Genomic DNA, 25,631 nt, shown 5'->3' on the forward strand with positions numbered 1-25,631 from the left:
CCCTGGTGACGAGGGCCGGGGAGTGCCGTTCGGCGGGCCGGAGGCGCATGGCGACGGGCCCGGCGAGGGGAGGGGGCGACATCCGGGCGGGCCGGGGGAAGGGCACGGGTGGCCTTGGGGAGGTGCGCCGGGCGACGAGCGCGGCTGGCCTGGGCAGTTCGGCGGGCGAGGCCCGGGGTTCGGCCGGCACGCGGTGTTCGGCGGGCCTGGCGCCGGGTTCGGGCAGGGCGGGCTTTTCGGGGGACCGGGAGTCGGCTTTGGCGGGCCTGGCCATCCGGGCTGGCACGCGGTCGGGCACCCCGGCTCGCCGGGCGAGGCGGGGGAACGCCACGGTCATCCGGGCGGGTCGGGGGAGGACCACGGGCACCCCGGTCTTCCTGGTGAGTCAGGGGAGGATCACGCGCACTTCGGCCACCGCGAGCACTTCGGCCATCCCGGCCATCCCGGTCACCCTGGAGACGAGGGAGCCTGGGACGACACCGTCTTCGAAGCCCGTGGCGGCTTCCCTCCGGGGCCTCCCAGTCCGCCTGGACCGCCGCATCGGCCGGGGTTTCCCGGGTTCCCTGGCTTCCCCGGGTTTCCCGGCGGCCCTGGCGGTCCAGGAGGGTTTTTCGGCGGCCCGCCCCGCGGCGGTCGAGGTCCGGCCCGTCCGGTGCGTCCGGCGGTCCTCGCCTTGCTGGCGGAGGAACCTCGCCATGGTTACCAGCTGATGCAGGAGATCCGCCGTCGCACGAATGACGAGTGGCGGCCCAGCCCGGGGTCCATTTACCCGATTTTGCAGCAGCTCGAGGACGAAGGCCTGGTCCGCACGGCGGAGGAGGGCGGTCGTCGGGTCGCGCATCTCACCGAGGCGGGGCGGGAGCACGTCGCGGGGCGCGAGGAGGAGTTCGCCGCGCTCTGGGAGTCTCCGGCTCGCGACCAGGAGCCGGGGGCGGACCGGTTCGCGGCGCTGTATCAGCAGATCGGCGAGTTGGCGGGAGCCGCGGCGCAGGTCGCGCACACGGGCAGCGAGGCGCAGTGCGAGGAGGCGCGGAAGGTGCTCCGCGAGGCCCGTCGCCGGTTGTACGCGTTGCTCGCGGATGACGATTTCGAAGAGTAAGAACCGCCGGTGGGTGGGTCCGCAAAGGACTCGCCCACCGGCGGTCACCTCGGGGCACAACCGGAGGTGGTCCGAGCGCGCGTGTCGGTTGTTGGACGGCGGAGCGGTGCGGCGGGTCCAATGCGGCCATGCCATCGTTTGTCCACCTGCACGTCCACACTGAGTACTCGATGCTGGACGGTGCGGCGAAGATCGGTCCTCTTTTCGCGGAGGCGGCCCGGTTGGGGATGCCTGCGGTGGGGATGACCGATCACGGGAACATGTACGGCGGGGACGAGTTTTATCAGACGTCGAAGAAGCACGGGATCAAGCCGATCATCGGGATCGAGGCGTATGTCGCGCCGGAAAGCCGGTTTCACAAGAAGCCGGTGTTCTGGGGGCAGGCGTCGCAGCGGGGGTCGGACGAGTTCGGCGAGGGCGGCGATGTGTCGGGCGGCGGTGCGTATACGCACATGACGATGGTGGCGGGGAACGCGACGGGGTTGCGGAATCTGTTCAAGCTGTCGTCGCTGGCGTCGATTCAGGGGTATTACCGCAAGCCGCGGATGGATCGTGAGCTGATCGCGGAGAACGCGGAGGGGATCATCGCGACGACGGGGTGTCCGTCGGGCGAGGTGCAGACCCGGTTGCGGCTGGGGCAGCGGGAGGCGGCGATCCAGGCGGCTTCGGATTACAAGGACATTTTCGGGGCGGGGAATTTTTTCCTGGAGTTGATGGATCACGGTTTGCCGATCGAGCGGTCGGTGCGGGAGGGGCTGCTGGAGATCGGGAAGCTGCTGGACCTGCCGCCGCTGGCGACGAATGATTCGCATTATGTGACGAAGGACCAGGCGGACACGCATTCGGCGTTGTTGTGCGTGCAGGCCGGGAAGACGTTGAACGATCCGACGCGGTTCAAGTTCGACGGGGACGGCTATTTCCTGAAGTCGGCGGAGGAGATGCGGGAGTACTGGGACAAGGAGGTCCCGGGGGCGGCGGACAACACGCTGCTGATCGCGGAGCGGGTCGAGTCGTACGAGGACGTGTACACGCACAAGGACCGGATGCCGGTCTTCGACGTCCCCGAAGGCCACACCGAAGCCACCTGGCTGCACCATGAAGTGATGTCCGGGCTTGCGCACCGGCTGCCGGACGGAGTGCCCGGCGAATACCGGGAGCGCGCCGAATACGAGCTCGAAGTCATCGTGGAGAAAGGTTTTCCCGGGTACTTCCTCATCACGGCCGACCTGATGACGCATGCCCGCGAGGCGGGAATCCGCGTGGGTCCGGGACGCGGGTCGGCGGCGGGATCGCTGGTCGCGTACGCGCTCCGCATCACCAATCTCGACCCGATCCGGCACGGTCTGCTGTTCGAACGGTTCCTGAACCCGGAACGGGTGTCGATGCCCGATATCGACATGGACTTCGACGACCGCCGGCGTGGCGAGATGATCCGGTACGCCACCGAGAAATACGGGTCCGATCGGATCGCGCAGGTGATCACCTTCGGCACCATCAAGACGAAAGCGGCGATCAAGGATTCCGCGAGAGTCCACTTCGGACAACCCGGCTATTCGATCGCGGACCGGATCTCCAAAGCCTTGCCGCCGCCGGTGGCCGCCAAGGACATTCCGCTGTCGGGGATCGTGGACGCCAAGCACGAGCGTTACGCGGAAGCAGCCGAGGTTCGCACGCTGGTCGAGACCGACGAAGAGTGCAAGACGATCTTCGACACCGCCCGCGGCCTGGAGGGGCTGATCCGCAACGCCGGTGTGCATGCCTGCGCGGTCATCATGTCCAGCGAACCGTTGATGGACGCGATTCCGTTGTGGCGCAGGGACGACGGCTCGATCATCACCGGCTGGGACTATCCCTCCTGCGAGGCCATCGGCCTGCTGAAAATGGACTTCCTCGGCCTGCGCAACCTCACCGTCATCGGCGACGCTATCGACAACATCAAGGCCAACCGCGGCGAAGACATCGACCTCGACCGGCTGGCCACCGACGATCCCGAGACCTTCGCCCTGCTGGTCCGCGGGGACAGTCTCGGAGTGTTCCAGTTGGACGGTGGCGCGATGCGAGATCTGTTGCGCCGCATGCGTCCCACCGGGTTCGAGGACATCGTGGCCGTCAACGCGCTCTACCGGCCTGGTCCGATGGCGATGAACACGCACAACAACTACGCCGACCGCAAGAACAAGCGGCAAGCCATCGAACCGATCCATCCGGAACTCGAGGAACCGTTGCGCGAGATCCTCGCCGAAACGCACGGTCTGGTGGTGTATCAGGAACAGATCATGCAGATCGCGCAGAAGGTCGCCGGGTACTCGATGGGCCGCGCGGACGTCTTGCGGCGCGCGATGGGAAAGAAGAAAAAGGAAGTCCTGGAGAAGGAATTCGAGGGCTTCCGTTCCGGAATGATCGACAACGGGTTCTCCGGCGAGGCCGTGCAGGCGTTGTGGGACACCATCCTGCCTTTCGCGGGCTATGCCTTCAACAAGTCGCACGCCGCCGGGTACGCGCTGGTCGGCTACTGGACCGCGTATCTGAAGGCGAACTACACCGCGGAGTACATGGCCGCGCTGCTCACGTCGGTGGGTGACAACAAGGACAAGTCCGCGATCTATCTGTCGGAGTGCCGCCGGCTGGGGATCAAGGTGCTGCCGCCGGACGTGAACGAGTCGGCTTTGCGGTTCGCGGCCGTCGGGAACGACATCCGCTTCGGTCTGGGCGCGGTGCGCAACGTGGGCGCGAACGTGGTGGAGTCGATCATCAAGACGCGCGAGGAGAAGGGCAAGTACTCCTCGTTCACCGAGTTCCTGGACAAATCGGAGCTGGTGGCCTGCAACAAGCGAGTGATCGAATCGCTGATCAAGGCGGGTGCCTTCGACTCGATGGGGCACACCCGGCTGTCGATGATCCAGGTGCACGAGGACGCGGTGGAAGCCGTCGTCCCGCTCAAGCGCCAGGAAGCGATGGGCCAATTCGACCTCTTCGGCGGAGAAAACAAGGAACCGGCGTCTTCTCCGTTGTCGCACGTGAAATTCACTGCCGAAGAGTGGCCGCGCAAACAGTTGCTGGCACATGAACGGGACATGCTCGGCCTCTACGTTTCAGCCCACCCCTTGGACGGCGCCGAGGGCGTCCTCCGCAAACACGCACCCCGCCCGATCGCGGCGATCATCGACAATCCACCCAAGGAGGGGGAACTCGTCGTCGCCGGGTTGATCACTTCGCTGGAGCGCCGGGTGAACAAAAAGGGCGAACCCTGGGCGATCTGCACGGTCGAGGATTTGGACGCGTCTCTTGAGGTGTTGTTCTTCGCCAAGTCGTACGCGTTGTGCGCGGCGGATCTGGTGGAGGACAACGCGGTGCTGGTGAAGGGCCGAGTGAACTGGCGGGAGGACAGAATGTCGGTCTTCGGGGCGGACCTGGCGCCGCTGGACCTCACGGAACTCGGGGAAACGCCGCTGGTGCTGCACACGCGGGCGGAGAAGGTGACGCTGCCGGTGGTGCTGGAACTCAAGCAGACTTTGCTGGCGCACCAGGGGAATACGCCGGTGCACCTGCACGTGGGGGAGCAGCGGTACGCCCTGGACGGGTACTCGGTCAAGGTGACCCCGGCGCTGCTGGGCGAGGTGAAAACCATCCGGGGGATCACCGTGGCCTCGTGAGTGGCAATCCCGGTTCTAACCGGGATTGCCACTCACGACCGCCTCAGCGCTTGAGCCCGTGCTCGATCGCCTCGATGATCCGCGGCCGCAGCTGCGCCGTGCTCACGATCGCGTCCACCGACCCGACCTCGACCGCGCGCTGGATGCTGTGCACCCGGTCGAACTCCGACGCCACCTCGCCGAGCTTCTCAGCCCGCACCGACGACGTGACCTCGGCCAGCTCGGCCGCGCAGGCAGCCCGCTCGGCCCCGCTCAGCTCGCCCAGCCGCTTCTGCAGCTCAGCGACCCGAGGGTCGTTCGCCGTCCGGGTCTTCACCTCGCCGGCGAACACCACCGCGGCCGCCGGAGCGCCGCCGAGCACCGAGGCGAACGAGCCCTCCAGCGCCAGCACCGTCATGTTCGGGTTCAGCGCCTTCGAGAACACCACGAACGCCCCGCCGTGGTAGCGCGAGATCACCGTGAACACGATCGGGCCTTCGAAGTTCACGATCGCGCGGCCGATCTCGGCCCCGTACTCCAGCTGGAGCTTCTTCATCGACTCCGGCGAGCCGTCGAAGCCGGACAGGTTCGCCAGCACCACCAGCGGACGGTTGCCGCTCGCCGCGTTGATCGCGCGGGCCGCCTTCTTCGACGACTTCGGGAACAGCGTGCCCGCGGTGAACGTGTCCGGGCCGTCGGTGGGCGGGAAACCGCGACGGGGCACCGAACGCGATTCGATGCCCAGCAGGCACACCGGGTGGCCGCCGATGTGCACGTCCTGCACCGCGGCGGTGTCCGCGTCCGCCATGCCCGCCCAGCGCTCCAGCACCGGGTGGTCCTGGTCGGACAGCGCGCGCATCACCGTGCGGATGTCGAACGGCTTCTTGCGGTCCGGGTTGTGCTCGGCGGAGAAGATCTGGCCCACGGTGGCGAAGTCGCTGCCGACGACGGCGTGCGGGTAGTCCGACACGTCGCGGCCTGCCGGGTCGGTGGTGACCGCCTGGCGCGGGCCCGCTTCGCCCGGCACCACGTAGGTGTGCGCGTAGTGCGCCATCAGCACGTCGCGCGCCCCGGCGAGGTTCGGCGCCCAGTACTGCGCCTGCCCGTTCGGGCCCATCACGCGGTCGTAGCCGCCGATGCCGAAGTTGTCCTCGGCCGACACGCCGCCGGAGAAGTCCAGCGACTGCTTGCCGGTGAGCACCATCGCCGAATCCGGCGTCATCACCAGGATGCCCTTGGTGTGCATGAGCATCGTGGCCTCGGCGTTCCAGTACGGCTGCGCGCCCACGGTGATGCCGGCGACCACGATGTTGATCTCGCCGCCGTCCTGGGTGAACTCCACGATCCGCTTCAGCGCGGCCGCGACCCAGTCCATGTTCTCGGTGCCGGACTCCATCGAGATCCGCGCGCCGGACGACAGCGCGAACCATTCGACCGGAACCCGCAGCTCCTGGGCCAGGTTCAGCGCCGCGATCACCCGCGTGCACTCCGGTTCGGCCAGGGCGCCGAGCGACTTCGTCGGGTCGCCCAGCAGCACCACGCGCTTGACGCCCTCGGGCACCCGCTCGGTCGGCGTGCTGACCACGCCTGCCACGAGCCCCGCCTTGTTCTGCCCGCGCGGCCGGTCGACCGGCACCAGCGCGCCGGTGTCGTCGAGATCGTGCTCCTCGAAGGACCCGCCGCCCGCCAGCAGTTCGGTGAGCTCGTACGGGTACACCGTGTCGCGGCGAGCCGCGCGCAGCACCTTCTGCCGGTAGTCGTCCAGCGGCTGCACCGGTTCGGTGCTCGGGGCCTCGACCGACAGCCGCACGCCCGCGCCGACCTCGTTGCGGACCGTCACCGCGATGTCGGTCAGCTCGCCGGTTTCCGCGTTCCGCTGCCGGGCGAGGAACTGGATCTCCTCCAGGCCCGCGCCCGCGGTCGTCGGCAGGACGCGGCGGGCGAGCAGGTTCAGCTCGTCCATCGTCAGGTCGCTCGGCGGCCACACGTAGATGACGATCCGGTTGGTGTCGAACCGGTTCTTCGCCGGACGCCGAGCCTGCGCGTTGCGGACCGCGTCGAGGCACGCGGCGAGCGTGTCCTCGGCCGAGGGCAGCGACACGAGCCTGCCGTCCGCCTCGCGCAGCGGCGTGAGGTCGCGGACCTGCGCCATCGCGATCAGCCGCTCGTCGGCCGGGTTGGTCTTCGCGGTGCCGGTGAACAGGTACACCTCTTCGTCCGCCGACGGCAGCCGCGTGAGGTCGAATTCCTGCAGCCGCTCCAGCTGGAGCCGCTCGGCGACGCGCGGGTGCAGCCCGCGGATCACCCGGTCCTCGGCGAAGCCGGATTCGGTGCGGCGGAAGGTGAAGTGGTGGTGCATCACCGCGCCGCCGCCACCGGCGACCGTGGTGACGACCCGGTCGACGTCGGCCGGAAGCGGTTGCGCCGCGACGATTTCGCCGAGCTTCCCGGCCATCGCGTCGCTGTCGGGCTGGTCGGTCCACTTGAGATAGACGTCCGTGGCGACCGGAACCCCGGCGTCGGCGGACAGCTCGGCCACCGCGCGCATCGCGTCCGGCAGTTGCGGGAAGTCGACCGCGGTGGTGACCACGCGCGCCGGTTCGGGGTGCTCAGCGGTGACGAACGAGCAGCCCGCGACCTCGCGCACGCGCACGTCGGTGAGCGCCTTGTTGCCGTAGTAGCGCCGGGTCAGCACCTCCAGCATCGGGGCCGGGTCCGCGCCCGGCCGCCCGATCCGCTGGCCGAGCAGCCGCACCAGCGGCTCGTTGCTCGACACCATGCCGGAGATCCGCTCGGCGCGGTCGGCCGCGTCCGGGTTGCGGTCGAGGTAGCGCAAATGGCCGCGGATCTCCGCGTACACCTCGGCGCGCGCCCGGCGCAGCAGCGGCTGCGCGAACCAGCGGAACACCACGCCGCGGGCGAGGTCGCTGACCGCCGGGAACCGCAGCTGGGTGGCGGCGACCAGGTGCTCCAGCGCGAGCCCGGCCGTCTCCCGCAGCTCGGCCGACGGCGGGGCCTCGGTGAGCCATTGCCGCAGCAGCGCGGACACGATCGCGCTGTCGCTCGAAGCCCGTTGCTGGGCAAGGAAAATCCGGAAAACCGCCTCTTCCAGCTCCGGCGTGCGCTCGAGGTCGCCGACGCCGTAGTGGCCGAGCACGCGGCGCAGCCTGCCCTGGAATTTCTCCGGCAGCCCGGCGCGCTCGACGTCGAGGCTCTGCAGGTAGGTGTGGAAGTACTCGCGGGCGCTGTGCACCGGGCTCGACGCGCTGAGGTCGTCCGCGGCGGGCTTGTTCCGGCTCAGCTCGGACAGGTCGGCGAACACGCCGAGCAGTTCGAGTTCGCCCTCCAGCGGCCGGGCAGTCAGGTCGGCACGCGCCGACAGATAGCCGCTGAGCACCCGGCCCTGGTCGTGCGGGTCGACGTCGAACCCGAGCAGCAGGCTGCGCAGGTCCTGCCTGCCGCGCTCGACCCGGTCGGCCGCGCTCGTGCCGTCCTGCTCGGCGGGCAGGTCGATCTCGGCGGTCTCGGCCTGCGCGGCGGCCTCGTCCTCGGCTTCGTCGGCCAGCGGTTCGAGGCGCAGCAGCGGAGCACCGGTCTCCACCTGGCTGCCGATCGACACCGGGAGTTCCTTGACCCTGGCCCGGAACGGCGCGCGCAGCACCGTCTCCATCTTCATGCTTTCCAGCACGAGCACCGGCGCACCGGACTCGACCTCGTCGTCCACCGCGACCGGCGTGGCGACCACCAGCGCGGGCGCGGGGGAGCGGACGACGCCGCCCTCGTCGCGGCTGATCCGGTGGGTGATGCCGTCGACCTCGACCAGGTGGGTCGGCCCGTGCGTGCCGGTGACGAGCCGGAACCGGGTGCCGTTGACGGTGATCTGGCCGCTGTACTCGTCGAACCGTTCGAGTTCGACATCGGCCGGATGCACCTCGCCGCCGCCGCTGACGCCGACCCGGAACCGCTTCGGCCCGGTGCGCGCCACGGTGACCCGGTAGGACGCGCCGCGCAGTTTCAGGTCCAGCGGACGGATTTCGTGGCGCACCTGCGGACGGCCGCCGAACGCGGTGGACAGCAGGCGCTGGCGGCTGACCTCCTCGTCGTCCTCGTAGGCCTCGATCGCCGCCGCGGCGAGCGCGACCGCGGAATGCCGCGTGGTGACGAGACGGCCTTCGGCGCGGACGCGGTCGATCCAGCCGGTGTCCGCGCTGGCGTCGATCACCTCGGGCTGGTCGAGCAGGTCGAGCACGAAGCTCTTGTTGGTGGCGCCGCCCTCGATCAGCACGGACGTCTCGGACATCGCCCGGCGCAGCCGCGCGAGCGCCTGGTCGCGGTCGCGGCCGTAGGCGATGATCTTGGCGATCATCGAGTCGAAGTCGGCGGGGATCGTGTCGCCCTCGCTGACGCCGGTGTCGACCCGGATGCCCGGGCCGGCGGGCAGCAGCAGCCGCGCGATGCGGCCGGGGGACGGCGCGAAGTCGCGGTCCGGGTCCTCGGCGTTGAGCCGCGCCTCGACGGCGTGCCCGGACTCCTCCGGCTGCGCGCCTTCGAGTTTGCCGCCGGACGCGACGTGCAGCTGCAGCCGCACCAGGTCGGTGCCGGTGGTGATCTCGGTGATCGGGTGTTCCACCTGGAGGCGGGTGTTGACCTCGAGGAAGGCGAACATCCGGTCGCCGGGGTGGTAAAGGAATTCGACGGTGCACGCGCCGCGGTAGCCGACCGCGACCGCGAGCCGCTCGGCCGACGCCTTGAGCTCGGCGGTCTGCTCCGCGCCGAGCACCGGCGACGCCGACTCCTCGATGATCTTCTGGTTGCGCCGCTGCACCGAGCAGTCGCGGACGCCGAGCGCCCACGCGGTCTCGCCGTCGGAGATCACCTGGACCTCGACGTGCCGGGCGCCGGTGACCAGGCGCTCCAGGAACACGACGCCGCTGCCGAACGCGCGCAGCGCTTCCTGGCTGGTGCGCTCGTACGCCTCGGTGAGGTCGCCCGCCGACTCGACCTTGCGGATGCCGCGCCCGCCGCCGCCCGCGGTGGCCTTGAGCATCAGCGGGTAGCCGATCTTGTCGCCCGCCGCGAGAGCTTCCTCGAGGGTCGCGACCTCGCCGCCGCTCCACGGAGCGACCGGGACGCCGACCTCCTCGGCGATCAGCTTCGCGCCGATCTTGTCGCCGAGCTTGCGCATCGCGTCCGCGCTGGGACCGACGAAGGCGACCCCGATCTTCTCGCACAGCTCGGCGAACGCCGGGTCCTCGGCGACGAAGCCCCAGCCGACCCACGCGGCGTCGGCCTTGGTCTCGACCAGCGCCTTCTCCAGTTTGGCGAGGTCGAGGTAGGGCCGCGCGGAGGCGGGGCCGAGCGAATAGGCGACGTCGGCTTCGCGGACGAAAGTCGCGGTGGCGTCCGCGTCCGTGTAGAGCGCGACCGTCTCGATCCGTCGCCCGGTCTCGGCGGACAAGTCCCGGACGGCGTGGATCAACCGCATCGCGGCCTCTCCGCGGTTGACGATGGCGACGCGATTGAACACGGACAAAGCCTCCCAGTGAACCTGACTGCACCACGCACAGCAGGCGACGCCGGACCCGCCGGAACGTCGCCTGTCTTCGTCGTACACATTGCTCCCTTACCGCCGGGTACACCAATGTCGCGGATGACGCATGCCGCGCCTGCCGGTTTGTAGAAACCCGCCAAAAACGGCTCGTGTCACGTCGTTCCGGCCTCGTTTATCGCGAGGTATGCCACAAATCACGCCCGGCTGACCAGGGGCGGAGGCAACTGGACGGCCAGGCGTTTCCAGGGGGTCGGACAGGGGTCACCCGCAGTTCAGGCGGCGGCGCGGAGCGTGCCGGACGGAATCGGAGCTGAGGCTCCCCTGAGCGGGGAAAATGTGACCCTTGACACTCCGGCGGGCCACCCCTACCGTCGCGGGTAATCGATTTCTCGACACGGGGCGGGCCGAGAGGCGGGGCATGGGCGAAGGCGGCGCGCTGGCCGAACTGGCCGGCGTCAGCAAGACCTACGGCGGGGTGCGTGCCCTGGGCGCGGTGGACTTCACCGCGGCGAAGGGGGAGGTGCACGCGCTGCTCGGCGAGAACGGGGCAGGCAAGTCCACGCTGCTGAAGATCTTGTCGGGGGAGATCGCCGCGGGGGAGGGGGCGATCCGGATCGCGGGGGAGGCGGTCCGGTTCGCCCGCCCGGCCGACGCGCGCCGCGCCGGGGTCGCGATGATCCATCAGGAACTGGACCTCGTCCCCGCGCTTTCCGTGGCGGAGAACGTTTTTCTCGGCCGCGAACCGCACACCCGCGGCGGCACGGTCGACCGGCGGCGGATGGTCGCGGCCACGCGCGAGGTGCTGGAGCGCTCCGGCGTCGACCTCGACCCGCGCACGCCGGTAGAACGGCTGCGCACCGGCGAACAGCAGCTCGTCACCATCGCGAAGGCGCTGTCGCTGGACGCCCGGATCCTGCTGATGGACGAACCGACGTCGGCGCTGTCGCCGCGCGAGGTGGAGCGCCTGTTCACGGTCATCGACCAGTTGCGCGCGGACGGGGCGGCGATCGTCTACGTGTCGCACCGGATGGACGAGATCGGGCGGGTCGCGGACCGGGCGACGGTGTTGCGCAACGGCGAGGTCGTCGCGGAGTTCAGCGCGGCGGAGCTGACCGCCGAACGGGCCGCGGAGGCGATGGTGGGCCGTCCGGTGCACTTGATGTTCCGCGCGGACAGCGTGCCCTCGCCGCATCAGGACGACGTGCTGCGCGTCGAGGATCTCGTGATGCGGCCGCGCGCCGGGCGGCGGGAGCCGGACGGGATCAGTCTCACCGTGCGGGCCGGCGAGATCGTCGGTATCGCCGGATTGCTCGGCGCGGGACGGACCGAGCTGCTGGAGGCGCTGTACGGCGCTTCCGGGGGAAAGCTTTCGAGCGGCCGGATTTTCCTGCGCGGAAAGGAGTTCCGGCCGCGTTCGCCGCGCCGGTCGCTGCGGTCGGGGATCGCGTTCGTGCCCGAGGACCGGCGGATCGCGGGGCTGGCGCTGGAGCATTCCGTCGTGGCGAACACCGTGCTGTCCATTGTGGACCGGCTGGCGCGGTTCGGGATCGTTCCCGGCCGGCGCGAGCGGACGGTCGCCGGGGAGGAAGCGGGGCGGCTCGGGGTGAAACTGGGGTCGCTCGCCGATCCGGTGGGTTCGCTGTCCGGCGGGAATCAGCAGAAAGTGGTGCTGGGCCGGGCTTTGCTCACCGAACCGGCGTTGCTGCTGCTGGACGAGCCGACGCGCGGCGTGGACGTCGGGGCGAAGGCGGAGATCTACCGGCTGCTCGGCGAGGCCGCGCGGAGCGGCGTCGGGGTGCTGCTGGCGTCGTCGGAACCGGCGGAGCTGGTCGGCGTGTGCGACCGCGTGGTGGTGCTGCGCGGCGGACGGAGCGTGCACGAACTGGACACGGCGCGGGCCGGCGAGGCGGAACTGCTCGCCGCGTCGATGGGAGACGTCCGGTGAACGGGCGCGCCGTGCTGGCCGCGGTGTTCCGCTTCCAGAGCGTCTTCGGGCTCGTGCTGGTGTTCGCCGCCGCGATCGTCTTCTCGCCGCACCGGGACGGGGAACTGGTGTTTCTCGGCAGCGGCAACTTGTTCAACGTCGTCCGCGCGATTTCCGAGATCGGCATCATCGCGGTCGGCATGACGCTGGTGATCCTCGTCGGCGGCATCGATCTGTCGGTGGGCTCGGTGATGGGGCTGGCCAGCGTCGGCGTCGCGCTGCTGCTCACCAGCGGCGGCTGGGGACTCGTGCCGGGCGTGCTGACGATTCTCGCGCTCGGCTTCGGTTTCGGTCTGCTGCAAGGGATCGCGAGCGCGCGGTTCCGGATCCAGTCGTTCATCGTGACGCTCGCCGGGATGCAGATCGCCCGCGGGATCGCGCGGATGTGGTCCGGCGGCGAGGGAGTTTCGATCGCCTACGGGTCCGGTCCCGGCCAGGCCCCGGTGCCGTTCTCGCTGCTGGGCGAGCGGACGTTCGGCGGCGTGGTGCCGATCCCGGCGCTGTTCTTCGTGGTCGTCGCCGCGCTCGCGGTGCTCGTGCTGCGGGCGAGCGCGTTCTCGCGGCACGTGTACGCGATCGGCGGCAACGAGAAGGCCGCGGTGCTGTCCGGGGTGCCGGTGATCCGGGTGAAAGTGCTGGTCTTCGGCCTGTGCGGGCTGCTGGCCGCGCTGGCCGGGATCGTCCACGCGGGACAGTACAACTTCGGCGGGCCCAACGACGGCACCGGCTACGAGCTCAACGCGATCGCGGCCGTCGTGATCGGCGGGACCAGCCTGTCCGGCGGGCGCGGGTCGGTGTCCGGCACCGTCGCGGGCGCCCTGCTGGTCGGCGTGCTCGACAACATCCTCCAGCTCAACGACATCGATTCGAACGTCCAGCTGATCGTGGTCGGCGTGGTGATCGTGCTGGCCGCGGGCCTGCAGCGGCTGCGCCCGGCCGCGGCGTAGGCGTTCGGGAAAAGGGGAGCAGATGTCCGGCATCATCCGCGGCGGTGCGGTCCTGGCGGGGCTGGCCCTCGTCGCCGCCTGCGGCACCACCCACGAGAACGCGCCGGGCGCGTCGTCCGGCACCGCGCCCGCGGCGAAACAATGCCACGGCCCGAGCGGGAAATACAAAATCGGGATGAGCCAGGCGAATCTCGCCGAACCGTATCGCGTCCGGATGGACGACGACATCCGCAAGGCGGCGGCCGGAGTGCCGCAGTTCAGTGTCAGCTACGCGGATGCCGCGCAGGACAACGCCAAGCAAGTCGAGCAGGTCAATACTTTCCTGACTCAGGGGATCGACCTGCTGATCATCAGCCCGAACGAGGCGACGCCGTTGACCGGTGTGGTGAAGAAGGCTTACGACCAGGGGATACCGGTGCTGGTGCTGGACCGGAAGGTCGACGGCGACGGGTACACGTCCTTCATCGGTGCGGACAATGTGGACATCGGCCGTCAGGCGGGCAAGTTCTTCGCCGAGAAATTGCTGCCGCGGGGCGGGAAAGTCGTCGAGCTGAAGGGCCTCGCCGGGTCGACGCCCGCCAAGGAGCGCAGCGACGGATTCACCCAGGGCATCACCGACCGCAATATCACCGTCGTGGGCAGCGCGGACGCGGATTGGTTGCGGGACAAGGGACAGCAGCAGGCGGACGCGTTGCTGAAGGCGCATCCGGACGCGCAGGCGATGTTCTCCGAGAACGACCCGATGGCCGAGGGCGCGCGCATCGCCGCGCAGAACGCGGGCCGCGCGGACCTGCCGATCGTCGGCATCGACGGCCTGCCGGTGCCCGAAGGCGGCATCAAAGCGGTCGAGGCGGGCCGGTTGTCGGCCACGTTCATCTATCCCACCGGCGGCAAGGAAGCCGTCGCGGCGGCGAAGAAACTGCTCGTCGACTGCCAGACGGTGCCCAAGACGCAGACCCTGCCCACCCGCCTGGTGACGCGCGACAACGCGGCCCAGGTGTACGCCGAACTGAACCGGAGCTGACCTATGGCGCGAATCGGTGTCCTCGCCGTCTCCGACGGGCGCGACCACGTGCACCGGCGGAACACCGGCTTCATCCGGTCCAAAGCGGACGAGTTCACCGCCGCGCTGACCGCGGCGGGCCACGACGTCGTCACCGGAGGGCTGGTCGCCACGAACACCACCGCGACCGCGGCCGCGCGCTCGGTCGCCGCGAGTTCGGTGGACGTGACGGTGCTGTACTACGCGGTGTGGGCGTTCCCGCACTTCACCATGCTGGCCGCGGACGCGACCCCCGGCCCGCTGCTGCTGGTCGCGAGCACCGACCCGACCGAGCCCGGCCTGGTCGGGATGCTCGCCGCGGGGGGAGCGCTCGACCAGATCGGCCGCGCGCACACCCGCTTGTGGGGCGCGCCTGCCGACCCGGAGCTGATCGCCGAAGTCAGCGCACACGCGAGCGCCGCCGCTGCCGTCGGTTCCCTGCGCGGTTCGACCTTCGGCCGCTTCGGCGGACGGCCGATGGGCATGAACACCGCGGTCGCCAATACCGACCAGTGGATGCGCCAATTCGGGGTGGACGTCGAAGAAATCGACCAGTACGAACTGGTCCGCCGCGCTGAAGGCCCTTCGGCGGAAGCCGTCAGCGGGCGGAAATGGCTGGAAGAACATGCCACCGTGCACTACGACGGAGATCGGCTCACGCCGGAATTATTGGAACGCCAACTGCGCCTTTACCTTGCTGTGCGCGATGTCGCCGCTGAACGGCACCTGAATTTCTCCGGCATCAAAGCACAACCGGAGCTGACCGAGCACTTCGCGACCGCTGATGTCGCCGAGGCTTTGCTCAACGATCCTTACGACTGGAACGGTCCCAAGGCGGTGCATGTCACGGCCACCGAAGCGGACATGGACGGCGCGCTGACCATGCAGCTGATGCACCGGATCACCGGTACGCCAGTGCTTTTCGCGGACGTCCGGCACTACCACCCGGACCGGGATGTCTGGGATCTGTGCAACTCCGGCCAGCACGCGACGTGGTTCGCCGCGCGAAGCGAGGATCCGGCGGAGAACCTGTCGAAGGTGCACCTGTACCCGGAAGTGTTCTTCTTCCCCGCGGGCGGGGCTTCGGTGCAGCACATCGCCGCCCCGGGCCGGATGACACTGGCGCGATTGAGCCGGTTGGACGGGGAGTATCGGCTGCAACTGGTGCTGGGGGAGTTCGAGAACTACGACGAGCGGACTACGGAGGAGCTGGTGTCGCGGTCGACGCGGGAGTGGCCGCACGCGTTCGCGCGGCTGGAGGTGGCTTCGGAGACGTTCCTGTCGCGCTTCGGGGCGAACCACGTGCATGCGGTGCCGGGGGACCGGCGGAGGGAACTGCGCGCGGCGGCTCGGTTGATGGGGGTGCGGGTGGAGGAGTGGAGTCGCTGACCGGATGCTCGACGGCCAGGTGAGGTTACTCGCTGCGGCAACGCCCAGCTCCGCCTCGCGCACGTTCCGGCTCCGCCGACGTACGCGAGGGGAACCCCCATTGACTCTGATTCCCTCAAGGAGCCCTTCACAGACAATCCGCTGGGTGACTTCAGCGGAGCGGGATCCCGGGCGTGTCGGCACCCGCCAGCCAGTCGGCTCCTTGCCGGTACAGCGTCTCGACGGCGTCGCCGGTCAGGCCGGGAAGGCCGTTCCGCACGGCGAACCCGGCCTTCGTCTGGACGTAGCCGAGGTGCCGGTAGCCGATCGGGAAGCGGCCGAGCAACGCTGGATCGAGGGACAGCGAAGCCGCCGGGTCGACGACATCGAGCCGGTCCTTTTCGTAGATCGGCTGGCGGCGCACGATCTTCCATTGCCGCTCGTGCACCGCGAGGAAGTCGTAGAACCGGCCGGTGCACACGACGTCCACGGTCACGCCGTCGACGTCGGCGCGCTGGTTGATGGTCATCTTCGTCTGGGCGACCGCGCGATCACCGGCGAGATCGGCGGTGTGCCCGCCCAGGAAGTGCAGGATGCTCACCCCGTTCTCGAATCCCGTGCGGCTGGCGGCGATGAACTCGGTCGCCGGACCCTGGAACCAGGTCGCGCTCATCCAGTTCGCGCCGGGATGCCAGACCGTGGCGAACCGCTCTCAGTCGCCCGCGTCTCGCCACAGGGCCCAGTTTTCCACCAGTGCGCGGATTTCGAGGCGGTCAGCGTCGGCTGTGGACAAGAGAACTCCCTTCGTCGGAGACCGCGGTCTTGGCTTGTTCGCGGATCGGCAGGAGCAGGAATACCCCCAGCAATGGACCGGCCGCCAGCACCGCGAGGGCGAGGAACAGCGAACCGGTGGCGCTGAACACCGCGCCCACCGCGACCGGTGCGAAAACGCCGCCGAGCTGCCAGGCGGTGTTGGCGAATCCGAAGGCCCCGCCCACGAACCGCGGATCCGAATATTGGGGCACGGTCGAGTTCGTGAGCACCGTATAGCCGTAGACGCCGAGTCCTAGGAGCGGTGCGAGCACGAGCAGCATCGAGTAATTCCGGACCAGCCCGAACACGGCCAGGATGAGCGTGAAGTATCCGCTGAGCACCATCAGATGCGCCTTGCGTGTGCCGCGGACACGGTCGGACAGGAAGCCGACCAGCGGTTTGACCACGATGGCTGTCGTGCTGACGATGACCATCACCAGCGCGGCCTTCCCGGCGGACAGGCCGAGTGCCTTGACCATCAGCGAGTTGCCCCAGGCCAGGAAACCGAGGGTGGCCCATTGCATGCCGAGACCGGCCGCCGCGAGCGACACAAGGTTGCGATTGCCGAACATCGCGCGCAGGCCGAGACGGCCGCCGCCTGGTGCCGGGGGTTCGCCGACGGGTTCGACCGGGGTCGGCGGATCGTTTCGCAGGAACGCCCAGCACGCCACGCCGACAGCAACGGTCAGCGCGCCGAGCAGGTAGTAGACGCCGTTCCAGTGCAGCACCGTCAGCAACTCCGGGATGGAGGCGTTCGCGATCACCCCGCCCAGCGCGGTCGACGTGATGTACAGGCCGAACGCGGTACCGCGCTCGCGGGGCGGGAACCAGCGGCTGATCAGCTTCGTGAAGGACGCGACGTCGGCGCCGCTGACCAGCCCGATGAGGATCTGGATCGCGATTCCCACGCCGACGTTCTTGACTGAGCCGAACGCGAAGGTCAGGATTCCCGCCGCCACCAAGGAGATTCCGGCCGCCATGCGGCCGCCGATCAGGTCGGCGACGACCCCGCCGGGGATGTTGGTGACGACGTAGCCGATGGACAGCGCCGTGGCGAAGATCCCGAGCTGGGCCACGGAAAGCCCGAGGGAATGCGAAGCGTCGACGGCGACCACCGACCACGCGGTGCGGTTGATGTAGATGAGGGTGAAAGCAAGCCAGCAGCTGGCCAATATCACCCAGCGGTAGCGGGAAACGGCCGGATGTCCGGGCAGGGCTGTGCCTGCGGATGCCTCCGTGGTGTCCATGTGAGGACCTCCTTGTCCTGGACGGTGAGGTGTCAGCGCAGCAAGCCCCACTCGCGGAGCTGTGCCGCGTTGTGGCGCAAGGCGGCGCGGGGCGTGCGGTCGAGGCTCATGTCTTCCACGGACACCCAGCCGCGGTAGCCGTGCTCGCGAAGGAGCCCGAGAACGCGAGGCACGTCGACCTCGCCGTCTTCGAGCGGCGTCCATCCCGGTCGCCATGAGCCGCCCGGCGACCGGAAGTGCGCGGCGTTCTTCAGGTGCACGTGGCCGAGGTGGTCGCCGAGCAGGTCGAGCGCGATTTCGTGGGCCTCGTAACCTTCGAAGACGAGATTTCCGACGTCGTAGATGACGCCGACGTGCGCCGGGTCGAACCGGGCGACCACCCGGTGCGCCAGAGCCGCGCTGGAGCAGATGGTGTTGTGGTGGATCTCCAGCAACGCCCGGACTCCGGTTTCCTTCGCCGTGGCCGCGACGTCGGCGAAGAACGCGACCGTTTCCTCGTAGAGCACGGAATACGGTTTGTTCGTGCGGGAGATCCGCGGCGCCTGCAAGCGGATCTGTCCGGTGCCGGCGGCGACGGCCATCTCGCAGGCCAGGCGCAGCGTCGAGGTGTCGCCGACTTCGATGTAGGGGGCCAGGCCGACCACTTCGAGCCCGGCCGCGCGAGTTTTCTCCGCGACGCTCTCGGCCGCCGCCACGTCGAGCGGAAGGGTGGACCGGTGGTCCACGAGGAACGGGTGCGCCGGCTGGGGATCGGGAATGCTGCCGGGCCGGGGCTCGACGCGCCATTCGACGCCGCCGAATCCGGCCGCGGCGATGTCCGCGATCGATTCGCTGATGTCCAGTGCGGGCAACGAGATCGTCGCGACGCTGAACCTCATCGCGGTGCCGGACGCTCGACGGCGAGCGGCGTCCGCGGCAGCGGGGCGAGCTGAGCGCCGCCGCAGACGTGCAGGACTTCGCCGGTGATGAAGGACGCGGCGGGCGAGGCGAGGAACGCGACGGCGTTCGCGACGTCGCGGGATTCGGCCATGCGCGGGAGCGGGGTGATCGCCTGGTACTGCTCCAGCAGGCGCCGCATCTGCTCCTCGTCGCGGTCGTAGCTGGTGAAGTCCGATTCGATGAAGCTGGGCGCCACGGCGTTGGCGGTGACGTTGTACTTCGCCAGTTCAGTCGCGAACGAGCGGGTCATGCCGACGAGGCCGGCCTTCATCGTCGTGTAGGCCACCGGACCGCCGGAAACCCAGTTCCGCGAGGCGATGTTGACGACGGTGCCGCTGTTTTGCGCCTTGAAGAAACCGAGCGCGCGGCTCACCAGGATCGCTGGCGCGCGCAGGTTCACGTCGCTCATCAGGTCCCAGTCGTCCGGGGCGAGTTCGGACAGGGTCGAGCGGCGGTTCACCGCGGCGTTGTTGACGACGACGTCGATCCGGCCGAACCGGCTGCCCGTCTCGTCCACCAGCGACTCGATCGCCTCGAGCGATCCGAGGTCGGTGGCGATGCCGAGGCAGGGAGCGGCGAACCGCGCCCGGAACCCCGCGACGGCCGCGGCCGCCGCGTCCTCGTTCACGTCCGCCACTACGACGGCGACGCCGTCCTCGAGGAGCCGCGCCGCGATGGCGCTCCCCAGTTTTCCGGCGCCGCCGGTGACGATGGCGACGCGTCGGGGCTCGGTCATTCTCTTCTTCCTTTCGGGAAACGAAATCGGTCAGCGGATCCAGTCCGCGATCGCGGCCACGACCTCGGCGGGATGCTCGTGGTGGGTCCAATGGCCGCCCGGCAGCACCTGAATCCGGGCGGCGGGAAGGATTTCGCGCGCGAGAGCGGCACGTTCCTCGTTCCGGTAGAACGCCAGCACCGGCACGGGGAAACCGGCGAAGAACTCCGCGGTCTGGGTCTGGAAATGCAGGGCCTCCGGCGCGAAGGCGAAGTCGGCGAAGAGATCGCGGATCGCCTCCGGCGCGGCCGAGACCGGCCCGTCGGCATCCGGCACCGGGCTGGGCCCGGACTTCAGGAAGTGCTCGGCCGCGACGGCGACCGGATCCTCCTGCCGGAGCCGCCCGGCCAGCGCCTCGATCCGGGCACGGTCGGCGTCGGGAAGCCCGAACGCCGGATCGACGACCACCAGGCCGGCGACGAGCTCCGGCTCCCGCCGAGCGAGGAAAGCGGCCGCCTCGCTGCCCGCGGAGTGTCCGACCAGCACGACGCGAGCGAGTCCGAGACGCTTGAGCACGGCGTGGACGTCGGCCGCGACATCGGGAAGCCGCATGCTCTCGCCCGGCCGGGACTCGCCGTGCCCGCGCAGGTCCACGGCCACGACCGGAGCGAGGCCGCGGAGACCGTCGACGATCGGAGCCCAGTCCGAACGGGAGCGAGCCCAGCCGTGCACGAGCACGAAGGAGAACGGCGCGGCACCACCGGAAAACCGATCGAAGGCCAGTTCGACGATCTCTGTGCTCACGGGGCCCTCCTGGGAGTGTGGTGGCTCCTCAGATCGTCAGCGGCCTGCGGTTATTTATCAAATGCCTATTATCGGCCAACCCCATGCTCGCGAGGCATAACATGTGCCCATGCTTGAGTTGCGTCAGCTCGACTACTTCCGCGCGGTGGCCGAATACGGATCGATCTCGCGTGCCGCGGCCGCCCTGCACCTCACCCAGCCCACGCTGAGCAGGCAGATCGCCCAGCTGGAGAAGAACCTCGGGTACCAGTTGCTGCGGCGCACGCCCGGCGGCACCAAACTGACCGTGGTCGGAGAAGCCCTGCGCGCGCATCTGCTGTCGATCTTCGAACTCGTCGACCGGGTCCCGGAAGTCCTCCAAACCGCGTCGGCGGGCGGGCATCTCGTGCATCTCGGAGTGCCCTCGGGCGTTCCGCGCGGCTGGATCGAGGATTACCTGGCGGCGGTCGCCGCCGAGGCTCCGGAGATCCGGTTCGCCATCGTCGAGGCCACCAGCGAGGAACAGCGGCGGATGCTCAACAACGGCCTGCTCGACCTGAGCCTGATGCACACCGAACCGCCCGAACTCCACGCGGAATTGCTGTTCCGGCAACGGCTCGGCTGCGTTTTCCGGGAAGACGCGCTCCCGGCCGGCCAAGCCGAGATCGACGTCACGGACCTCGCCGGACTGCGCGTCATGGCGCATTCCTCGAAAGGCGAGGAAATCAGCCTCCGCACCGCCGCCGCGACCACCCGAACCGAAGTCGACTGGCTCTTTCGCGCCTTCTCCGAGCACAGCGAACTGATCGCCGCCAGCTCCCGGGTGGACGCGATCCTCATCGGCAACGCCTCGGCGCGCAAATGGTTCCCTGGCTGGACCTGGGTCCCGCTCAGCGAGCACCGGCCCGAACACTGGATGCGCACGTGGGCCGCTTGGGCAGGCACGGACCTGAAATACGGCGACCTGCTCCTGCGCTGCCTGCGGGAAACCGCACGGGAATACCAGGCCGATCCCACCTACAGCGTTGCGCCGTCGCCGCTATGAGGCAGAGGCTCGTTCAGCAGATCGCCGGTGCTTTTCGAGCCGAGCGGCCCGCCAGCCCGACAGCGAAGCCAGCGGCCAGCGCGAACACCGCGGCCTCGTAGGTCATCGCGTGCCACAACGCCTGGCCGGGGTTCCCGGCGGACGTCGCGTAGGCGATGCCCGCGAACGTGACGCCGAGTGTCCCGCCCAGTTGCTGTGCCGTCGGGAGCAGACCCGAGACCGAGGTCGCGGCTTCGGGGCGGACTCTGGCGATGATCTGGGTGAACGCCGAAGCGGTGAACACGCCGAACCCGATGCCGCCGAGGCACAGCGCGAGCCAGTAGACCCACCGCGGGCCGGGGTCGCTGATGGTCACCGGGACGAGAAGCGACACCGATCCCATGGCCAGGGAGGAGACCGCCAGAGCCCATGGGCCGAAGCGCCGGCCCAGTCTGTTCGCGATCCCGCTCCCGGCCAGCGCCCCGATGGCGTACGGGGTGATGCCGAGCCCGGTCTGAAGCGGACTCCAGCCTCGCACGCCCTGCAGATGCATCGACAGCAGCAGCGTGAAGGACGGGACTCCGGCATTGAACACCAGGACGATGCCCAGCCCCCAGCGCGTCGCCGGTTCGGCCACCGCGGACGGATGGACGAGCGGATCCGCTGCCCTGCGCTGGGAAATCGCGAAGCCGCCCAGCAGCGCCGCGGCCAGCGCCAGGCTCAGCCACGTCCACCACGGCCACCCGGCGTCCCTCCCCGTGGTCAGGGGAAAGACCAGCAGGGCCAAACCGAGCAGGCTCAGCGCCGCCCCGGTCCGGTCGACGCGTTCCGTCGTGCGTTCACCGCGATCCGGCGGCAGTGCGGGGGAGAGCGCGAGGGCGGCGATGCCGACGGGAACGGTCAGCAGCATCGCCGCCCGCCAGCCAAGGCCGAGCGGGTCGAGCTGGATGAGCACCCCGCCGAGCACCGGGCCCGCGAGCGAAGCGGCCGCCATGGTCGCGCCGAACGCACTCAACGCGGCGGCACGACGGTCCGGGGGCACCGCGGATTGGATGATCGACAGAATCTGCGGCGCCATCATCCCGCTGCCGAAACCCTGCAGCAGACGCCCGGCAATCAGCACCCAGGCCGCGGGCGCGGCCGCCGCCCCGATCGAGGCGAGGGTGAATACTGCCATCCCGGCGACGAACATCTTCCGGCAGCCGTATTTGCCGCCCAGCCGCGCGGAAACGATCAGCGAGCAGGCGTAGGAGAGGGTGTAGGCGGCGAGAACCAGCTGGCTCTCGCCTGCTCCCGCGCCGAGATCCCGTTGGACGTCGACTACGCCCACCTGCATGACCGTGACGCTGAACAGCTGGACGAACGTGCCGGACAGGATGATCGGCAGGAGAAGCCGCTGAGCCGGAGAACGCACCGCGGTCATCGGGAGGACCGCTGCAAGGCGATGGCGGCGAACATCGTGGCCAGCTCCGCGGGCCGGATCACGAACGGCGAATGGCCGCCCGGCAGGGAAAACACCTGGAACGGGTTGTCCGGCGTCGCCTGGTCGGCCTCGGAGATGATCAGGTCCTGGGTCGCCGGCGGCAGGGCCAGGTCGCCGGTCAACCGGATGTAGGAGCGCGGGAGCCGTCCCCAGCGCCGCGCCGAGAGCGGAACCGGCGTGACGAAGTGCGAGAACGGGTGGTCCGGGTGCAGGAACTGCCGCCACGAGTCCGAGGCGTCCGCGGGGAGGTCGTTCAGGAACGCCCGGCGGATGACCTCGGTGACCGCCGGGTCGGGCGAAAGCGGGTTGATCCGGATCGCGCCGAGTTCGGCCGGGTCGCCGATCGGCGGGATCTGAATGGCGCCGGCGTTTTCCTCGGCTTCGATGTAGTCGGCGAACCGCGGCCGGCCCGCGGGCACGAACGAGGACAGGTACACGAGGCGGTCGACCAGTTCGGGTGCCTGTTCCGCGGCGGCCGAGACCGCGGAACCCGCGGCGCTGTGGGCGACCAGCACCACATTCCGATAGCGGGTGCGGACGCCGGACAGGGCGTCGAGGACGACGTCGGTGCTGTCTTGCAGGGTGAGGTCGCGCAGCGCCGACTTCTCGGCGGCGAGCCCCGGCTGGCCTGGCTGGAAGTACCCGCTCGGGACGGGTGCGCCGAGCCCGCTGCCGGGCAGGTCGACGGCAATGCTCGCAAGGCCGTTGCGGCCGAGCGCACGCTGGGTCGAACTCCAGTGCACGGCGCCGTGCCAGGCGCCGTGCACGAGCAGCAGGACGGTCTCGGACGAGGACGGAGGGGTCATTCCAGTGCCCTTCGAAAGCGTTGATCACGGACCTCGCCAGGTCACCGCAGCTCCGCCCCGTTATCCACTCTCATCTCTGACGAATGCCTTCGTCATACTTTCCGCGTATCGTGACCGCGTGGAAGCCCGTCATCTTCGCTACGCTCTGGCGCTCGCCGAGCACCAGCATTTCGGCCGCGCCGCGGCGTCGCTCGGCATCGCCCAGCCGCCGCTCTCGACCCAGATCGCCGCACTCGAACGCGAGGTCGGCGAGCGGCTGTTCGACCGCACCCCGCGCGGCGTTTTCCCCACCGCCGCGGGCAATGCCTTCCTCGCCAGGGCGAGCAGCGCGCTCGCCGAGATGAGCCTCGCGACGGTCGACGCGGGCCGCGCCGCGCGCGGGGAGACCGGGCGGCTGCGGATCGGGTTCATCGGGTCCGCGCTGCTCGACCCGCTGCCGAGCGTGCTCGGCCGGTTCCGGCGGGCCCGGCCGGACGTCCGGATGGTCCTCCAGGAACTGGACACGCCGACCGCGTCCGCGGCCCTGCTCGCCGGTGAACTGGACGTCGCGGTGGGGCGCGGCAGCCCTCGCGGCGCCGGCGCGGAAGACTTGGTGACGGTGCCCATCGGTGCGGATCGCCTGGTGGCTGTGGTCTCGACGGCGCACCCGTTCGCCGGGCAGCGGTCGGTCGAGGTCGGGCAGCTGGCCCGCGAGCCGCTCGTGGTCAGCGCGGACGCCGCCGGTTCTTATCTGCGGCGGGTGTTCCAAGACGCTCCCGCCGCGCTCGACGGCGCCGCGCTGGCGCGCGACGTCCACACGATCGCCGGGCTCGCCGCGTGCGGCGCGGGGGTCGGGCTCGGCCCGGACCGGATGCGCCTGATCGCTCGCGACGACATCCGGTTCTGCGACGTCGAACCCCGCTTCCGGCTGCCGGATCTGCACATGTCTTTCCAGGCCGCCGATTCCTCGCCGGTTCTCGCGGCTTTCCTTTCCGTGGTGCGGCAAAACTGCGCGGAGGTCGGCTCCCGGCTCGACGACCTGCTCGCCCGGCACCCGGCAGTCTCCGAGCGGCAGCCGGCGCTCGACGTCTCCTGACCGTCGGCTGTGGCGACGGGAACATTCAACGACCGCAAGGGAGAACCATGCCTCGGGACACGCTTGAGTCGGTGCGCCTCGACGACGTCGAACTGGCTTACCGCGTGGAAGGGGACGGGCCGGAACTGGTCGTCCTGGTGCACGGATGGCCGCAGACGAACGCGTGCTGGCGCAACGTGATCGAACCGCTCGGCAAGGGCCGCACCGTCGTCGCCCCGGACCTGCGCGGGTACGGCGCCTCAGGCCTCGCCCGGTCCGGGGACTACGGCAAACGGGCTGCCGCCGCGGACCTGAGCGGCCTGATCCGCCATCTGGGATTCGAGTCGGCGGCGGTGATCGGGCACGACCGCGGAGCCAGGGTCGCGCATCGCTGGGCGCTCGATCGCCCGTCGGAGGTCAAAGCGCTGGCGCTGCTGGACATTCTGCCCACGAGGGTGGTCATGAACTCGTTCGGCCGCGAGTCGGCGAGCGCGATGTGGCACTGGTTCTTCCACTGGAACACGGACCTGGCCGCGCAGCTGGTCGGCGGGAACGTCGAGGCGTATCTCGGTCATTTCTTCGCCAGAGTGCGCGAATCCGGTGCCGTCGACGAGGAAACCTTCCGGCACTACGTCGAGGCGTTCAGCGACCCGGCACGACTGCGAGCGTCCTTTGAGGACTACCGGACCGGCTTCTCGGCCGATCTCGAACGCGACGAGGCGGATCACGCGAGCGGGCTGCGGGTGCGCGCCCCGCTGCTGCTCCTGTGGGGCGCCGGGGGCGGCCTCGGCGGGCGCGACGTGGTGCGCGTCTGGCAGGACCAGCACGCCGATCCCGCCGCGGTCACCGGTCATGCCGTTCCCGGCGGCCATTACGTTCCGGAAGAAGCGCCCGGCGAGGTCGTTGACGCGGTCGAGGCCTTTCTGGAGCAGACGCGCTGACCTTCCGGAAGCCCGGCCTCGCCTCGGAAGAACCGCCGCTGCCGACCCGTTGATGCCGCACTGAGGTTTTCTCAGTGGCACCTTGCGGGTGCCTGGCGAGGCGCGGGTGAAGCCGCCCCCGGCCGATGCCCGCCGGTCCAGCCGGTGAGCCTGTACGTGAGGGCCACCCTGCGGGAATCAGAGTCACTGAGGATTCCCCTCGC

At 69.7% G+C, this 25,631-nt stretch carries 17 protein-coding genes; 9 read left to right on the forward strand and 8 right to left on the reverse strand.

Features of this window, described 5'->3' with window-relative positions; all coding sequences use genetic code 11:
• Nucleotides 1-652: 652 nt before the first annotated feature.
• Together L3Q65_RS05230 and dnaE are read left to right on the forward strand one after the other, a co-directional pair.
• On the forward strand, nucleotides 653-1,099 hold the full coding sequence (locus L3Q65_RS05230) for a PadR family transcriptional regulator (RefSeq protein WP_182896880.1): 447 nt from the start codon (nucleotides 653-655) through the stop codon (nucleotides 1,097-1,099).
• A gap of 128 nt (nucleotides 1,100-1,227) precedes the next feature.
• A complete protein-coding gene (gene dnaE, locus L3Q65_RS05235) occupies nucleotides 1,228-4,752 on the forward strand; it encodes a DNA polymerase III subunit alpha (protein ID WP_237598921.1) in 3,525 nt (1,174 codons plus the stop codon).
• A gap of 43 nt (nucleotides 4,753-4,795) precedes the next feature.
• On the opposite strand, the gene L3Q65_RS05240 is transcribed toward dnaE, so the two are convergent.
• Entirely contained in the window at nucleotides 4,796-10,258 is a 5,463-nt protein-coding gene (locus tag L3Q65_RS05240) for a biotin carboxylase N-terminal domain-containing protein (RefSeq protein WP_237598922.1), read from the reverse strand.
• 442 nt (nucleotides 10,259-10,700) lie between these two features.
• Here L3Q65_RS05240 and L3Q65_RS05245 point away from each other — a divergent pair, with 442 nt between their 5' ends.
• The 4 genes from L3Q65_RS05245 to L3Q65_RS05260 are packed head-to-tail and all read left to right on the forward strand — an operon-like array spanning nucleotide 10,701 to nucleotide 15,644.
• Nucleotides 10,701-12,227 carry a sugar ABC transporter ATP-binding protein gene (locus L3Q65_RS05245; RefSeq protein WP_237598923.1) on the forward strand — a complete coding sequence of 509 codons (1,527 nt, stop codon included), beginning with the start codon at nucleotides 10,701-10,703 and terminating at the stop codon, nucleotides 12,225-12,227.
• Complete coding sequence (locus L3Q65_RS05250) at nucleotides 12,224-13,213, forward strand: ABC transporter permease (RefSeq protein ID WP_182892094.1); 990 nt, start codon at nucleotides 12,224-12,226, stop codon at nucleotides 13,211-13,213. The genes L3Q65_RS05245 and L3Q65_RS05250 overlap by 4 nt, the downstream gene beginning before the upstream one ends.
• 22 nt (nucleotides 13,214-13,235) lie before the next feature.
• On the forward strand, nucleotides 13,236-14,237 hold the full coding sequence (locus L3Q65_RS05255) for a substrate-binding domain-containing protein (RefSeq protein ID WP_182892093.1): 1,002 nt from the start codon (nucleotides 13,236-13,238) through the stop codon (nucleotides 14,235-14,237).
• Nucleotides 14,238-14,240: 3 nt separating this feature from the next.
• Complete coding sequence (locus tag L3Q65_RS05260; RefSeq protein WP_182892092.1) at nucleotides 14,241-15,644, forward strand: L-fucose/L-arabinose isomerase family protein; 1,404 nt, start codon at nucleotides 14,241-14,243, stop codon at nucleotides 15,642-15,644.
• A 151-nt stretch (nucleotides 15,645-15,795) separates the two neighbouring features.
• Here L3Q65_RS05260 and L3Q65_RS05265 read toward each other — a convergent pair whose 3' ends face one another.
• From L3Q65_RS05265 to L3Q65_RS05285, 5 genes are all read right to left on the reverse strand, one after another.
• Nucleotides 15,796-16,296 (reverse strand): nuclear transport factor 2 family protein, encoded by a 501-nt coding sequence (locus L3Q65_RS05265; RefSeq protein ID WP_237598924.1) that lies wholly within the window; start codon nucleotides 16,294-16,296, stop codon nucleotides 15,796-15,798.
• A 100-nt stretch (nucleotides 16,297-16,396) separates the two neighbouring features.
• Nucleotides 16,397-17,683, reverse strand: coding sequence for a nitrate/nitrite transporter (locus L3Q65_RS05270; protein ID WP_182892090.1), 1,287 nt, complete (start codon nucleotides 17,681-17,683; stop codon nucleotides 16,397-16,399).
• A 32-nt stretch (nucleotides 17,684-17,715) separates the two neighbouring features.
• Complete coding sequence (locus L3Q65_RS05275) at nucleotides 17,716-18,561, reverse strand: sugar phosphate isomerase/epimerase (protein ID WP_182892089.1); 846 nt, start codon at nucleotides 18,559-18,561, stop codon at nucleotides 17,716-17,718.
• Nucleotides 18,558-19,358: an SDR family NAD(P)-dependent oxidoreductase gene (locus tag L3Q65_RS05280; protein WP_182892088.1), complete on the reverse strand. Its 801-nt coding sequence runs from the start codon at nucleotides 19,356-19,358 to the stop codon at nucleotides 18,558-18,560. Before L3Q65_RS05280 ends, L3Q65_RS05275 begins: the two co-directional genes overlap by 4 nt.
• A 30-nt stretch (nucleotides 19,359-19,388) precedes the next feature.
• Complete coding sequence (locus L3Q65_RS05285; protein ID WP_237598925.1) at nucleotides 19,389-20,141, reverse strand: alpha/beta fold hydrolase; 753 nt, start codon at nucleotides 20,139-20,141, stop codon at nucleotides 19,389-19,391.
• A gap of 109 nt (nucleotides 20,142-20,250) precedes the next feature.
• Here L3Q65_RS05285 and L3Q65_RS05290 point away from each other — a divergent pair, with 109 nt between their 5' ends.
• Complete coding sequence (locus L3Q65_RS05290; protein WP_237598926.1) at nucleotides 20,251-21,165, forward strand: LysR family transcriptional regulator; 915 nt, start codon at nucleotides 20,251-20,253, stop codon at nucleotides 21,163-21,165.
• 13 nt (nucleotides 21,166-21,178) lie between these two features.
• Here L3Q65_RS05290 and L3Q65_RS05295 read toward each other — a convergent pair whose 3' ends face one another.
• The gene (locus L3Q65_RS05295; protein WP_237598927.1) at nucleotides 21,179-22,567 is read right to left on the reverse strand and encodes an MFS transporter; all 1,389 of its coding nucleotides are present in this window, start codon (nucleotides 22,565-22,567) and stop codon (nucleotides 21,179-21,181) included.
• A complete protein-coding gene (locus L3Q65_RS05300) occupies nucleotides 22,564-23,433 on the reverse strand; it encodes an alpha/beta fold hydrolase (RefSeq protein WP_237598928.1) in 870 nt (289 codons plus the stop codon). Before L3Q65_RS05300 ends, L3Q65_RS05295 begins: the two co-directional genes overlap by 4 nt.
• Before the next feature lie 118 nt (nucleotides 23,434-23,551).
• On the opposite strand from L3Q65_RS05300, the gene L3Q65_RS05305 reads away from it, so the two are divergent.
• Nucleotides 23,552-24,508, forward strand: coding sequence for a LysR family transcriptional regulator (locus L3Q65_RS05305; RefSeq protein ID WP_237598929.1), 957 nt, complete (start codon nucleotides 23,552-23,554; stop codon nucleotides 24,506-24,508).
• Nucleotides 24,509-24,555: 47 nt separating this feature from the next.
• Entirely contained in the window at nucleotides 24,556-25,428 is an 873-nt protein-coding gene (locus tag L3Q65_RS05310) for an alpha/beta fold hydrolase (protein ID WP_237598930.1), read from the forward strand.
• The last annotated feature ends 203 nt before the right edge of the window (nucleotides 25,429-25,631 follow it).

It is taken from the genome of Amycolatopsis sp. FU40 (assembly GCF_021903635.1).
GTDB classification, from domain to species: Bacteria; Actinomycetota; Actinomycetes; order Mycobacteriales; family Pseudonocardiaceae; genus Amycolatopsis; species Amycolatopsis dendrobii.